This is a genomic window from Acinetobacter oleivorans DR1, from assembly GCF_000196795.1.
In the GTDB taxonomy this organism is placed as follows: domain Bacteria; phylum Pseudomonadota; class Gammaproteobacteria; order Pseudomonadales; family Moraxellaceae; genus Acinetobacter; species Acinetobacter oleivorans.
Genome location: NC_014259.1, coordinates 2,456,371 through 2,470,051 on the forward strand (window position 1 = coordinate 2,456,371; position 13,681 = coordinate 2,470,051).

Genomic DNA, 13,681 nt, shown 5'->3' on the forward strand with positions numbered 1-13,681 from the left:
GCACATCCAAAATTCATATCAGTTTAAATAACCAATAAGCGCTACTTCGTAAATTTGGCATAACTTTTGCTCAATTAAGATTGTGCACAATTTAAATATCACATTGTACACAATCTTAATTTTATTCTTTTAGACAGAAAAACAATGCTGCTGAAAGTGCCTCCATCTTAAGGAAGTGAGTGTTCAAGATGAATAATACCGAAGCAATAATTAAACCTTCTTATGATGCAAAACTGACAAATCAAGACTTAGCTCCTTTAAAAAAGCAAACATGGGGCGCTTATAATATTTTTGCTTTCTGGATGTCTGATGTTCATAGTGTCGGCGGTTATGTCATGGCTGGGAGCCTTTTTGCACTAGGGCTCAATAGCTGGCAGGTACTTTTATCTTTACTCATTGGCATTGCCATAGTTCAGTTTTTTACAAACCTGATTGCCAAGTCTAGCCAACAAACTGGCACGCCTTATCCTGTTATTTGCCGCGCAACCTTCGGTGTGCTTGGTGCAAATATTCCTGCCGTTATTCGTGGTCTTATTGCTGTCGCGTGGTATGGCATTCAAACCTATTTGGCCTCAAGTGCTTTCTTATTGATCATTTTAAAGTTCTTTCCAGAATGTTCGGTCTATGCCGATGTTTCAACTTATGGCTTTCTTGGACTTTCCTATTTAGGATGGGTTGGATTTATGCTGCTTTGGCTACTGCAAGCGATTGTTTTTTGGTCTGGCATGGACAGCATTCGGAAGTTTATTGACTGGGCGGGTCCGGCTGTCTACGTTGTGATGTTTGCGATGGCAGTATGGCTCATCTGGAAAGCTGGCTGGCAAAATATTGATTTAAACTTGAGCGGTGTTCAATACGACGGTTTTGCGGTTGTACCTGTCATGATTGGTGCTATTGCGCTTGTTGTTTCATATTTTTCAGGGCCTATGCTGAACTTTGGTGACTTTTCTCGTTATGGCAAAAGCTTTAATGCTATTAAAATGGGGAACTTTCTTGGGCTACCGATTAACTTCTTAGGCTTTTCTTTACTTACTGTGGTGTGTATTGCAGCAACGCTTCCAGTCTACGGCAAGCTCATTACAGACCCTGTTGAGATGGTTGGAAAACTAGATAATACATTTGTGGTGATTTTAGGCAGTTTAACCTTAATGATTGCCACCATTGGAATTAATATTGTCGCTAACTTTGTTTCACCTGCCTTTGATTTTTCTAATGTTTCACCGAGCAAAATTAGCTGGCGCATGGGTGGAATGATTGCAGCAGTTGGTTCAATTTTCATTACCCCATGGAATTTATTTAATAATCCTCAAGTAATCCACTACACCATTGATATTTTAGGTGCATTTATTGGCCCACTTTTTGGTGTATTGCTAGCCGATTTTTACCTCGTTAAAAAACAGAAAATCGAAGTAGATGATTTATATACCTTAGATACCAAAGGTTTGTATTGGTACAAAAATGGTTATAACCACTCTGCCTTTTATGCCTTAATTCCAGCTTCATTAATTCCTATTCTCTGCGTACTTTTACCACAACTATCAGGGCTAGCTAATTTCACATGGTTTATTGGGATGGGATTCGGTTTTGTCATTTACCGATTTCTTAATCAACCGCTTGCGCATGCTAAATCGGCAATGACGAAGGCAAAAGTACAATGAAAATTAAAATTATTAATCCCAATACTACTCAAAGCATGACTAACAAAATTGCAACATCAGCAAAGATAGTCGCAGGTTCTGATACTCAAATTATTGCAGTGAGTCCTCAAATGGGCCCTGCTACGATTGAAAGTTATTATGATGAAGCCCTAAGTGCAGTAGGTGTGCTAGAGGAAATTCGCCAAGGCGAATTTCTAGGTGTAGATGCTTATGTTATTGCCTGTTTTGGTGACCCTGCGCTTTATGCTGCCCGTGAAATGACTTCAGCGCCTGTGATTGGGATTGCCGAAGCAGCTATGCGAACTGCAAGTTATGTAAGTACTGGTTTTAGTGTAGTCACAACCTTACAACGCACAGTGAATATGAGCTGGCATCTGGCTCATCGCTATGGGGCTACACCATTTTGCAAAAATGTTCGAGCTTGTGACATTGCAGTTGAAGAGTTGGAGCTTCCTGACTCAGATGCTTATCGAACCATACGAGATGAGTGCAAAAAAGCACTAGCGGAAGATAAAAGCGATGCGATTGTTTTGGGCTGTGCAGGTATGAGTGATTTATGTCTAAAGCTACAAAACGAGTTGGGAGTGATTGTTATTGACGGTGTTGCAGCAGCAGTTAAACAAGCTGAAATGTTAGTTCAATTAAATTTAAAAACCAGCAAAGTTGGTGATTGGGCCTCACCTCCCGTAAAGAGTTATACAGGCATCTTGTCAGAATTTGGAATGCGCTAAAGAGCTATTGTTTCAATTCCAACTCAAAACGCTGCGTTGGAATTGAAACGGCTGAAAACAAAAGAATTAGACTTCAGCTAACTCTGGCTGTTGTTCATTTTTATAAAATGGCACATCACCGTTAATAGTTGCACGGTGCATGATGCGATGAGCATCGCCATAATCAAATAATGCTTTATGTTGTGTGCAACGGTTATCCCAAATCGCGATATCACCATCTTGCCACTTCCAACGCAAATGAAATTGCTCTTGGGTCGCATGTTCAAACAAGAAATCAAGTAATTGCTCACTTTCTTGTTCAGGTAACTCATTAATGCGAGTGGTAAAGCCCTCACTTACAAACAACAAAGGCTCATCTGTAACAGGATGGGTACGCACCACTGGGTGAACCACTGGTGGGTTACGCTTAAATGTTTGCAAAAGCTTTTCACGTTCTTCTTCGTTATGAGCAAAACGTTCAAGCGGAAAAGACTTACGAATATCGTGGGTTGCAGTTAAGCCACGTAGTTTTTGCTGTAACTCAAGCGGAAGCCATTTAAAAGCTGCTGTGTTACTCGACCATAATGTATCTCCGCCTACAGGTGGAATTTTAATGGCTTGCAACACACAACCTAAAGGTGGATTTTTACTAAAAGTCACATCTGTGTGCCAAAGTTCATTGTCACGCAAGTCTTGTTTCCAACTGTCGAGCACCATCACTTCAGGTACATCTTCAATTGAAGGATAAATCGGGTGCACATGTAAGCTGCCAAAACTACGTGCCAAGTCTGCTTGTGCTTGAGGCGCTAATTGTTGCTTTCGAAAAAAAATGACCTGATGATCAAGCAAAGCCTGCTGGATTTGTTGCGTTGTCTGTTTATTTAACGCATTCAAATCAATATCGTGAATAATTGCGCCAATGGTAGGCTTGATCACTTCAATATTTAAGTTTGCTACTACTGTATTCATCTTCTTTACTACAACTGCTGACCATACCAAGGAGAAAACTGTTTTTGTAACCAACGTAAAAACAGCTCAAAACTAACTGCGACAATCGCAATCACAATAATGCCCAGAATCACCGTATCGGTAATTAAGAACTGTGCTGCCGATTGCACCATAAAACCAATACCACGGTCCGCTGCAACCAATTCTGCTGCAACTAATGTTGACCACCCCACCCCAAGACCAATACGAATACCGGTAATAATATGAGGTAAAGCTGTTGGTAAAATGACATGCCAAAATACTTGTGCCTGACTTGCCCCTAATGACAATGCCGCACGCTCACGATTCAGCTGATGGCTTAACACACCATGCGCACTACTAATGATGACAGGCGCCAAGATCGAGAAGAAAATCAAAAGTACTTTTGTGGTTTCGCCAATACCGAACCAAATTACGAGTAAAGGTAAATAAGCTAACGGCGGAATTGGACGTAATAATTCAACCAAAGGATCTAGAACAGCGCGAACCCATTTGTTCAGGCCCATCCATAAGCCCAGTGGTACACCAATCACCACGGCAGCAATCAAAGCTAAAAATACACGAGAGATACTAGCGGCCAAGTGTTGCCACAAAGTAGCCTTCATAAAGCCTTCTTGGCTGACCGATATAAATTTTTGCCAAACTGCCTGTGGACTCGGTAAAAACAGTTCAGGTACGACATGCAAAGCAGTAATGAGGAACCAGAGTGCAACCACACTTCCCACACTAATTATGCTAACTGCCAAAGTACGATGCTTTTCAAAAAATGACGATAGAAATGAAGCATTTTCTGTTTGCACATCTGGCTTAAGTTTTAGCCCTGCTTTATCATATTCATAGACGTTATCTTTAGTACTCATGTGGTTAACGCCTCCTTACCGCTTTGCTTTTGTGCCCTTAAACTTTCAAATAACTGCTCTCTGAGCTGAATAAATTGAGAGTCCGATTTAATTGAACGAATAGACTCGCCCTGACGATATCGATTAGCAAAATCGAGATGTAGAGTTTCTACAATTTTGCCTGGATGCGCTGTCATCAGAACTAACTGATTGCTAAGCAATAATGCTTCTTCAATGTCATGTGTAATTAAAAAGAAGCTTTTATTTTGTTGAATCCATAAATCGAGCACTAACTGCTGCATGTTTTCACGCGTAAAAGCATCTAATGCCGCAAAAGGTTCATCTAATAAAATAAACGGCGCGTGGCTAATCAAAGCTCTGGCAATACCAACACGTTGTTTCATACCACCGGAAAGTTCCCAAATATTGGCTTTTTCAACGTGACTTAAACCCACAATTTTTAAAATTGCGTTCACTTGTGCTTCGATATCTGCGCGCTTTAAACCTTTTAACTGCAAAGCGAAGCCAACATTATCTGCAACATTCAACCAAGGAAGGAGTGCATGATCCTGAAACACGACAGCGCGGGTTACATCTGGTCCATTTACCACTTCATGATTTACAAGCACATCACCTGAACTCGGCTTTTGAAACCCTGCCAAGATATTAAGCAAAGTTGTTTTGCCGCAACCTGACTCGCCTAAAATCACGGTTAAAGAACCTTCTTCAATCGTTAGGTTAATGTCTTGTAAAACTGGCTTTTGCTGTTTAGGAAAAGTCAGATGAATATGTTTGGCTTCTAGTACACTCATGACAACTCCTTAAGGCTGCAAAAATGAAGAATTCACATTGCCTTTATAATCGGCTTTCAGTTGATCGACCTTGCCCTGACCTTTTAAAAACTTTGCTGTATCAAAAATATTTTGCGCAAATTCACCATCTAACGTTTGTTTTTGCTGAGCGTGGTCTAGATAAATATTTCCACTTAATAAAAGCGGGATATCTTTTGGATCAGAACCTGTAAGCTGCGCAATTTTCTGCACGTTATCGGCATCTTTAACGTAAGCGGCTGGATCTTGATTATATTTTTCAAGCTGCTCAAGCGTAGTTTTAACAAAAGCTTTTAAGAAATCAGGATTTTTCTCTGCAAAATCTTTACGCACAACCCATAAGTCATAAGTTGGAGCGCCCCATTCACCCACTTGTTTTGAGTCGGTTAAAACCGTACCAGATGCTTTGGCTTTACTTAAAGCTGGTTCCCACACATAGGCAGCATCAATATCACCACGTTCCCAAGCCGCTGAAATTTCAGGTGGACGCAAGTTAATAATTTTTACTTTATCTTCTGGAATGTTCCAATGTTTAAGTGCCGACAAAAGGCTGTAATGCGTGGTTGAAACAAACGGTACAGCAATGGTTTTGCCAATTAAATCTTGAGGAGTTTTAATGCCTGATTTATTACTTACCACTAATGCTTCAGACCCACCAAGTTTTGAAGTAATTAAGAATACTTCAATTGGTAAATCACGGCTTGCCGCAGCAGCAAGTGGGCTTGAACCAATATTGCCAAGTACGACATCGCCTGAAGCAAGCGCATTTACAACATCTGAACCCGCATCAAATTTTTTCCATTGAATGTTACGTTGACTATGTTTTTCATAATCTCCGTTTGCCTGTGCAACTTTGCTTGGGTCAACCCCGGTCTGATAAGCAATCACGACAGGTTTGTTGTCACGAACTGAAGCACCCGTATTATTATCTTTCTTATTTTGCCATACGATAAATGCAACAATTGCTACAACCACAATTGCCGTAATAATCAACGGTTTGGTCTTTGTGCTCATAATTTCATGATCTTTCAATAATATAAGCCCATGGTATGCAGCTGGCTTTATAATGAAAAATAAAAAAATATGAGTTGCTTATCTAATTTTTATAAATAACTTTTTTTCATAAGTTTTTATCTTTTGGTAAAAAGAAAATTTTAAGTAATCTTATAGAATAGATACAAAATTAAAATACTTATATATCAATAATTAAAAACGTTATTCCCAAATCATATGATGAGAAAAACCTGACACACCTACTCTAATTATTTTATCCTACTCATTTCGTCATTTTTATTTTTTGCTTATCGCATCCAGAGTTTTGAATCTAATTAATTTTCATTCTTTTATATAAAGTTCAGATTTTATTATCTTTTTATCTTAAAACTTCTGCAAATATTAAGATTTGAACAAATCTTTTTCTGGTTTATACATGACGCAAATTTAATTTTTATTTTTAAGAGGAGAAAAATTCTTTTGTTTAAACATTCTCAATTTTTGAAAAAAACATTAATTACAACGTCTTTAATTACATTTAGCCTTTCAAGTCATGCGGCTCTCACCTTTGGTAATGTTGAAGAAGGTCAACTAAAAGTAAGTGGTACTGTTCGAGCTAAATATGTTTATGATTTTGACTCTGATCCCACTACCAGTAAATTTTCCTTTAATGACGCGGTATTATGGCTAGATTACAACTCCCCGAAATGGATTGGCCGCCTAGATTATCGGGTTTATGAATATTACGGGCGTTTAGGCGATGCCAATTGGCTTACCGATGCGTGGTTGGGTTATAAAATTAATGATAACAGTAAAATTATTGCGGGCTTAAACCCAGTTCCTTTTGGCTTGGGTCGCTTTTGGGGAAATACTTATTATTTAGGCGTTGCCAATAGTGCAGGTTGGGAAGATGTACATAATCTTGGGGTGAAATATGATTTCAATGATGGAATCAATGAAGCACAACTCGCCTTTTATCCTACCGATGGTGGCACCTATAGAGGTAAAAGCAAAGACTCGAGTCGATTTAGTATCAACCCTGTCAATGCGGATGACTCTGTACCACAAGGCACCAATACTAAAGAAAAGAACTCGATTGTTGTTCGCGGTGCTCATACCTTTAAAAATGTCTTAGGCCAAGAAAATTTCTCTACTCAACTGGGTGCCTCTGCATGGTATTCCACTATTGAAAATAAACGTTCAGGGCAAGATGGCGATCGCCAAGTCTATTCAGTTTTTAGCAATACCAATTATAACCAATGGAATTTACAGCTTTTGGCTGGTTATCAAGACATTGATAATGCCGACACCCAATATAAAGATCATCTGACTTTGGGCGGTTTCGATTATTCATTTAACTCGGCAACCAAAGGTCAGATTTATTCAGCCGAACTGAGCTATTTATTTCCTCAGCAGTTTGGCCCTATTACCTCTGTTCGCCCATACCTAAACTATAGTTCTTATCGAAAAGAGCAAGATGGCTTTAAAGACTCCACCCGTTTTATTCCCGGCATTGCCTTTAACTATCAAAAATTGACAGTACAAGCCGAGTTACTCATTGGTAAACATGATCCATATCTAGGAGATAGTGAAGGTCTTGCCGCTGGTGGAACCAATGATAAATGGAATAAAAAAGCATTTGTAATTTTTGCTTATTACTTCTAACTCCAAAAATAAAGGCCAACAGATGTTGGCCTTTATTTTATTTAGATATCTAATTTTACTCTAGTCGATTACTGGTGAATTATTGAGAGGAAGTTCTGCTTTATCTTCATCAATCACATCGACATCTTGGGCGGTAGGCTCAAACTTAATCAGTAACCCAATCACAATTAAAGGAATAAATGCAAAGATAGAAATAATGAGGTAAACATCAGTTTTATATCCCGCCATCCAGATCGGTAAAACAAACAAAGCAATTGCTTGAGCAACACCCGTTACCGCACGGTTAAAGCCAACCCCAACGCCACGAATCGAAGCTGGATAAGCCATAGTTGGATAAACCATCATTTGTGCCCCAGGCCCAAAGCCTTCGGCAAAAAGCCATAAACCTAGCATTCCAATTGCGGTGTAGAGTAGAAAGCTATTACCGGGTTCACCAATTAATGCTAAGGCAATGAGGGCTATAAACTGGAGTAAAAAGCCTGTAAGCAACACATGACGAGATTTAAATCTGCTAGCAACAAATACGCCTAACAGCCCGCCCGTAAATGCAAACAATAAATTAAGCCCGAGTGTTGTAGTAATCGTCGTCAAGACATCGGTATGAAAGAAACGCGTTAAAATGGAAGGTAAAAAGAAGGCAATGGTCGTGTACTGAAATGCCACCGAAATGTGAATCACAATTGCCACAATCGTTCTTGGCAAATAGGTTTTATTAAATAAAACTGCAAAACCCTCGCGCTTTTTCTTTTCAGCAGTTCTTTCTACTTTTTCAACTGTAGCGACTGCATTAATTGCATAGGATTCTTGTAGAACTTTAGCTGCACCTTTTAAATCGCCTTGGTTTGCAAGCCAAATGGGTGATTCAGTTAAATATTTACCGCGAATAAAAATAATGAGTAACGCTGGCACTGCTCCAAAAATTAAAGATGCTCGCCATAACCAGTTGCTATGCTCAGGGGGTAAAAGAAAATAAAGCGCCAGAACTAGACCAAAACAGACCGAAGAAGCAGCATACCACATTGGGCACCATGCAGCTAAACGCGCTGCCTTGTTGCTACTACCGTTAAATTTAGAAAACTCAGATAAGTATGACATTGCGACAGGCAAATCAATACCAACACTAATTCCCATAATAAATCGGGCTAAAATCAAAACCCAAACATTTGGTGCAAAGCCTGCGACAATTGCCGCAATGACAAACAGCACCATATCCGCCATAAAGACCCGATAACGGCCGATTTTATCTGTCAGCCAACCACCAATCAGGTTACCAACAATGGTTCCGCAGACAATTGCCGAAGCCACCACACCAGTCATGACAGGGCTTAAAGAAAACTCTGAGATGACTTGCTCAATACCAAAGGACAACGTTGTTAAATCATAGGCATCAATAAATACCCCAATTAGTGCCAACCAAATAACTTTATTCGATTTACCCTTCCCTGCAAATTTTGAAATTAATTGTGAAACATCATCGGGAGATTTAATTTCATAACGATGGTTATGATCGAGTTCTTGTGTGCTCACTTAATAATTCCTGAATTTTAATAACAGGAACAAAATAATGATTATTCACATAATACAAAAACAAATTAATCTGATGTTTTAATCTAAATTATAGAATTATTTTTTCATTATTAACTCAGCAGTAAAACCGATATAAAAAGGCAAAATAAAAGCTGATATTTAACCAGCTTTTTATTTAAAGACTTCCTAAAACATTAACTCGCCTCAGCAAGTTTTAATTCCTTTAGATTACGATATTTTGCACCGCGGTGATTTTCAGGCAAATATGGCCCAGCACCAAATAGTTTTTCTCTTAATGTTCCTTGTGCATAAGAGGTTTGATATACCCCTCGTTTTTGCAACTCTGGAACAATAAACTCAACCACATCGGCAAAGGTTTGATGAGCCAAAATATAGGCCAAGTTAAAGCCATCAATATCGGTATCTTCAACCCATTGCTGTAAAGCATCCGAAACTGTTTCTGCCGAACCCACTAACACAGGCCCATTACCACCTAAGCTGTTCCAGTTTGCAATTTCCTCAATGGTCCAAACACGCTCTGGATCCGCATTTACATAAGAATCTAATAAAGATTGAATCGCGTTGGTTTGAATATATTCAACTTTATCGGTCGGTTGATATTGTGAAAAATCAACACCCGACCAGCCAGACAGTAATGTTAACGCCCCATCGTAGCTTCCATAGCTTTGATATTCTTTAAACTTAGCTTGTGCTTTTGCATCGGTTTCATCAGTGACAATCGACAAAAGTGCATAAATTTTGACAGAGTACGGGTCGCGACCTTCTTGAGCCAATTTTTGGCGAATGCCTTGTACCACTTTTTTAGTGGCAATTTTAGACGGCGCTGCTATGAATACACATTCGGCATTTTGACTAGCAAACTTCTGCCCGCGTGATGAAGCCCCCGCTTGGTAGAGTACTGGTGTTCGCTGCGGTGATGGTTCACAAATATGGATGCCCGGTACAGTAAAGTATTTACCTTCGTGCTGAATTGGATGCACCTTTTTGTGGTCAGCAAAGATACCGCTTTCACGGTCACGAAGTACCGAACCTTCTTCCCAAGACCCTTCCCAAAGTTTGTAAAGGACTTCTAAATATTCATCAGCAATATCATAACGATTGTCATGATTAACCTGAGTTTTTAGACCTAAGTTTTTCGAACCACTTTCCAAATAAGACGTCACGATATTCCAACCAACTCGACCTTTGGTTAAATGATCTAGCGTGCTAATACGTCTAGCAAAAGGATAAGGATGTTCAAAGGAAATAGAAGTCGTGACACCAAAACCCAAGTGCTTTGTGACTGCTGCCATCGCCGGCACAATCTGTAGCGGATCATTGACTGGAACTTGTACCGCGCCTGTTAAGGCATGTTCAGCACTTTGATGATAAACGTCATAAATACCAAGCACATCTGCAATAAAAATACCGTCAAAAAAACCACGCTCAAGAATTTGTGCTAAATCTGTCCAATATTCTAAATCTTTATATTCAACAGATCGATCTTGAGGATGTCGCCATAATCCAGGAGATTGGTGGGCAATACAATTCATTTCAAAAGCATTAAAACTAATTTTCTTAGTCATAAAATATCAGCCAGCATTTTATTTAATTTTTATACTAAAGCAATTTTTATGTTTTCTTTATAATATATACCCCAAACAAAATATGATTTTATTCTAATAGTTTTTTATAATTTATTTTAAAAAATATAAATAACATTAAGCCGCTAAAAATAGCAGCTTAATATCTAAAACTATAATTTATTGTTTATCAACATTCCCTATTCGCCATTGATACGGTGGTAATGTGCCGTTTACACTAAAATCACCGATAATTCGATTTTTAAATACTCTCGGATTATGTGAAGATAAAGTTCTTACATTACGCCAGTATCGATCTAGGCCTAAATCTTTGTCTGTTGCAGAAGCACCTAAAGCATCAAATAAAATCGTAGAAGCATTTAAAATTAGATCGGTAATGACCGTTTGAGACTGCGCACTTTCAAGTTCGGCAAGCGCATTTTGCTCCTCTTCAAGTTGCTCATTATTTTGAAATGCAGCTAAGTAAGCACGTTGTAAGCTTTGTGCAACTTTTTCAACAATCGCTCCTGCACTGTAAGCTGCACCACGAATTTGTCCCACGACTTGTAAAATTTGCGGATCCTGTTTTACAAATTGGGCATTCGCATGCGTGTAGTTTCGGGTACGTTTAGCAACAGCTTGAGAAACATCATAGGTTGCAGCACGTCCTAGACCTGTAATGATTGCCAGTTGAACCAGTTGATAGTAAGCCGCTGAATATTTAAAACGATCATCATCAGGTAAAATTTCAGTTTCATCGACCAATACATCATGGAAATATGCTGTACCACTCGCGGTGAGTTGCTGACCAAAGCCATTCCAGTCATCAACAATTTCAACACCTTCATCTTCACGGCGAACAACGACTGAGCCAGATTCACCCTTTAAATCTGTTACACCAACGTCCACCCAATCGGCATATAGACTCCCTGTGGTGTAATATTTTTTCCCTTTAACGCGAATTTTTCCTTCACCGTCTCGATATAAATGAGTTTCGAACTGATCAATTGATTCTTTCCCACCTTCAGACCATGCACTACCGACAGTTTCCCCGTTGGCAATTCGGCTCAGCCAACGCTGTTGAAACGCTTTGTCTTTACTTACTAAGACATCTTCAGTGAAACCAAAATGCACACGTAAAGCTTGCGGTAAGTTTGAATCGGCTTCTGCAAGTTCAATGAGTAATGCAAATAATTCAGGAATAGTTGCATCAAAGCCACCATGATCTTTTGGAAGTCTTAAGCGCGTAAAGCCAATATCTTTGAGCCACTGAAGTTGTTCATAAGGCAAAATATGCTGCTGTTCGCGGATTAAAGCCCCTTCTTTAATACGGGCAAAAGTCGGTCTGAAATTTTTTGCCAATTCATCATAACGTTCTGAAGGCCCTTCACCCCACACGCGAGAAATGATTGAAGCCTGACTAAGTGCTGCATGCGTTAGTGAACCGAGATGATGCTCAAAATTTAAATTTGTCATGTAAGTAAAACCAATATTGCTTTGCTTTTACCATAAAATATTTATTTCACATGAAAACGATTATTTTTTTATAACTGTATTCATTCTTTATATAAGCCCCCCAAGCACAAACATAAAAAGCTCATCTCCCAAGCCCTAAGATAGTTCTTTTTGTCTAATGCTCTGCTGGCTTTGTAGAAGTGTTTGGATATATTCTGAATAGACAGATAACTTTTCGAAAATATGCTCTGAATAGAACATATCATCAATTAAATGTGTCATTTGCCCAGCAGTAAAGGTGTCGCATAAACCAACCAGCGCTGCGTTCATTTGAGCAAACTTCGCGCATAATTTTACATAAGTTTCATCTTTATTTTTGAATAATAATTTCCGCATTTCTAAGCCATTAAGGTTTTTTAAGTCATCATCTTTTGTGGTTTTAATCCAATAAATTTTGACCTTTAAAAATTGTTCTAGTGTTTTTAAATGCTCGACATCTACCTCTAAACTCGTAATTAAAAAAACGGTAGAGAGATCACTTCGGCACAGTGCCTTGATTAAGCTTAAATAAATAAACTCAACCTCATTAAGCTCTGCAAATTCCAAATCTATATAAATTTTTAGACTTTCTAAAACATCATCTACTTTGAATAAGGCTTTTTTTTCAGCTTGGTAATATTTATTAAGAATTGAAAGCACAGGTACAGTTGCAGGCGTTGTATAAATAGCGGCCTTATTTAAGTTAGCAAAAATAAATGGTGAAAATAGATAAGCCACACTACTTTGATGTGCCTCAATATGAGATTGAATTAAATATACTGTTTCAGATTTAGAAAAGTCTCTGAGTACTTTCGCTCTTAATAAAGTAGCTTCAAAATTAACGTAGGTTTGCTCTAATTGAGCCAATATAGATACAGGAATAGGCTGATTTTTAATGATTTTATGCAGGACATTGAGTTGAGAAGTAATAAACATTTTTTAACATCCAAGCTATTTTAGAAGAGCTACACTTAAATCAGGTCTTTAATAACCTACGTAACAACCAGACCTCACGCAAAACAACAAAGGAATAAAAGAGAAGAAACTATTCTGCGCTTATTACCCAAAGTCGCATTTACTCTGTTTTGAAAAGTGATTTTGGCCATTCGTAAATCTTGTTCATTTATTTTGGACTTTTGAAGAATGGATACATAGCTACAGATATTTGAAAAAAAACTATAGCACACCTCATGAGCGCTTCAGACTGTTATAGTTTTATAAAAAATTTCTGTATCTACATATACAAAAATAGTAAGTGCATGATTAAGGAAACTTCTTAAGGTAGGTAGTTTTCATGAGACGATCTATTGCATATCGCCAGATATTTCATCAATGTTTCAATGCAACATGCATTTTTACAAATGCAACATCAAGCATAAACTTTGTTAACAGATT

Annotated in this window: 11 protein-coding genes; 3 read left to right on the forward strand and 8 right to left on the reverse strand. The window is 38.4% G+C overall.

Annotation, left to right across the window (positions count from 1 at the left end; translation table 11 throughout):
- Positions 1-188 precede the first annotated feature (188 nt).
- Together AOLE_RS11485 and AOLE_RS11490 are read left to right on the forward strand one after the other, a co-directional pair.
- Complete coding sequence (locus tag AOLE_RS11485; RefSeq protein ID WP_013198166.1) at positions 189-1,658, forward strand: NCS1 family nucleobase:cation symporter-1; 1,470 nt, start codon at positions 189-191, stop codon at positions 1,656-1,658.
- Positions 1,655-2,389, forward strand: a complete 735-nt coding sequence (locus AOLE_RS11490; protein WP_013198167.1) for an aspartate/glutamate racemase family protein — start codon at positions 1,655-1,657, stop codon at positions 2,387-2,389. The genes AOLE_RS11485 and AOLE_RS11490 overlap by 4 nt, the downstream gene beginning before the upstream one ends.
- A gap of 66 nt (positions 2,390-2,455) precedes the next feature.
- On the opposite strand, the gene tauD is transcribed toward AOLE_RS11490, so the two are convergent.
- The 4 genes from tauD to tauA are packed head-to-tail and all read right to left on the reverse strand — an operon-like array spanning position 2,456 to position 6,056.
- Positions 2,456-3,337, reverse strand: a complete 882-nt coding sequence (gene tauD / locus AOLE_RS11495; protein ID WP_013198168.1) for a taurine dioxygenase — start codon at positions 3,335-3,337, stop codon at positions 2,456-2,458.
- A gap of 8 nt (positions 3,338-3,345) precedes the next feature.
- Positions 3,346-4,215: a taurine ABC transporter permease TauC gene (gene tauC / locus AOLE_RS11500; protein WP_002114284.1), complete on the reverse strand. Its 870-nt coding sequence runs from the start codon at positions 4,213-4,215 to the stop codon at positions 3,346-3,348.
- Complete coding sequence (locus tag AOLE_RS11505; RefSeq protein ID WP_013198169.1) at positions 4,212-5,006, reverse strand: taurine ABC transporter ATP-binding protein; 795 nt, start codon at positions 5,004-5,006, stop codon at positions 4,212-4,214. The genes tauC and AOLE_RS11505 overlap by 4 nt, the downstream gene beginning before the upstream one ends.
- A 9-nt stretch (positions 5,007-5,015) precedes the next feature.
- Entirely contained in the window at positions 5,016-6,056 is a 1,041-nt protein-coding gene (gene tauA, locus AOLE_RS11510) for a taurine ABC transporter substrate-binding protein (RefSeq protein ID WP_081399165.1), read from the reverse strand.
- Between the two features lie 441 nt (positions 6,057-6,497).
- Between tauA and AOLE_RS11515 the strand changes: the two genes are divergently transcribed.
- Entirely contained in the window at positions 6,498-7,682 is a 1,185-nt protein-coding gene (locus AOLE_RS11515) for a hypothetical protein (protein WP_013198171.1), read from the forward strand.
- Positions 7,683-7,742: 60 nt separating this feature from the next.
- Here the strand turns inward: AOLE_RS11515 and AOLE_RS11520 are convergent, their stop codons facing one another.
- The 4 genes from AOLE_RS11520 to AOLE_RS11535 all read right to left on the reverse strand — a co-directional run bounded on the left by AOLE_RS11520 (position 7,743) and on the right by AOLE_RS11535 (position 13,222).
- Positions 7,743-9,209, reverse strand: a complete 1,467-nt coding sequence (locus AOLE_RS11520) for an MFS transporter (protein ID WP_013198172.1) — start codon at positions 9,207-9,209, stop codon at positions 7,743-7,745.
- A gap of 194 nt (positions 9,210-9,403) precedes the next feature.
- Entirely contained in the window at positions 9,404-10,795 is a 1,392-nt protein-coding gene (locus tag AOLE_RS11525) for an LLM class flavin-dependent oxidoreductase (RefSeq protein ID WP_004642499.1), read from the reverse strand.
- 177 nt (positions 10,796-10,972) lie between these two features.
- On the reverse strand, positions 10,973-12,268 hold the full coding sequence (locus tag AOLE_RS11530) for an acyl-CoA dehydrogenase family protein (RefSeq protein ID WP_013198173.1): 1,296 nt from the start codon (positions 12,266-12,268) through the stop codon (positions 10,973-10,975).
- 135 nt (positions 12,269-12,403) lie between these two features.
- Positions 12,404-13,222, reverse strand: coding sequence for a hypothetical protein (locus AOLE_RS11535; RefSeq protein WP_013198174.1), 819 nt, complete (start codon positions 13,220-13,222; stop codon positions 12,404-12,406).
- Positions 13,223-13,681 lie beyond the last annotated feature (459 nt).

Coding starts and splice junctions, on each gene's coding strand:
- AOLE_RS11485 (WP_013198166.1), top strand. CDS start 189: ATGAATAATACCGAAGCAATAATTAAACCTTCTTATGATGCAAAACTG.
- AOLE_RS11490 (WP_013198167.1), top strand. CDS start 1,655: ATGAAAATTAAAATTATTAATCCCAATACTACTCAAAGCATGACTAAC.
- tauD (WP_013198168.1), bottom strand. CDS start 3,337: ATGAATACAGTAGTAGCAAACTTAAATATTGAAGTGATCAAGCCTACC.
- tauC (WP_002114284.1), bottom strand. CDS start 4,215: ATGAGTACTAAAGATAACGTCTATGAATATGATAAAGCAGGGCTAAAA.
- AOLE_RS11505 (WP_013198169.1), bottom strand. CDS start 5,006: ATGAGTGTACTAGAAGCCAAACATATTCATCTGACTTTTCCTAAACAG.
- AOLE_RS11525 (WP_004642499.1), bottom strand. CDS start 10,795: ATGACTAAGAAAATTAGTTTTAATGCTTTTGAAATGAATTGTATTGCC.
- AOLE_RS11530 (WP_013198173.1), bottom strand. CDS start 12,268: ATGACAAATTTAAATTTTGAGCATCATCTCGGTTCACTAACGCATGCA.
- AOLE_RS11535 (WP_013198174.1), bottom strand. CDS start 13,222: ATGTTTATTACTTCTCAACTCAATGTCCTGCATAAAATCATTAAAAAT.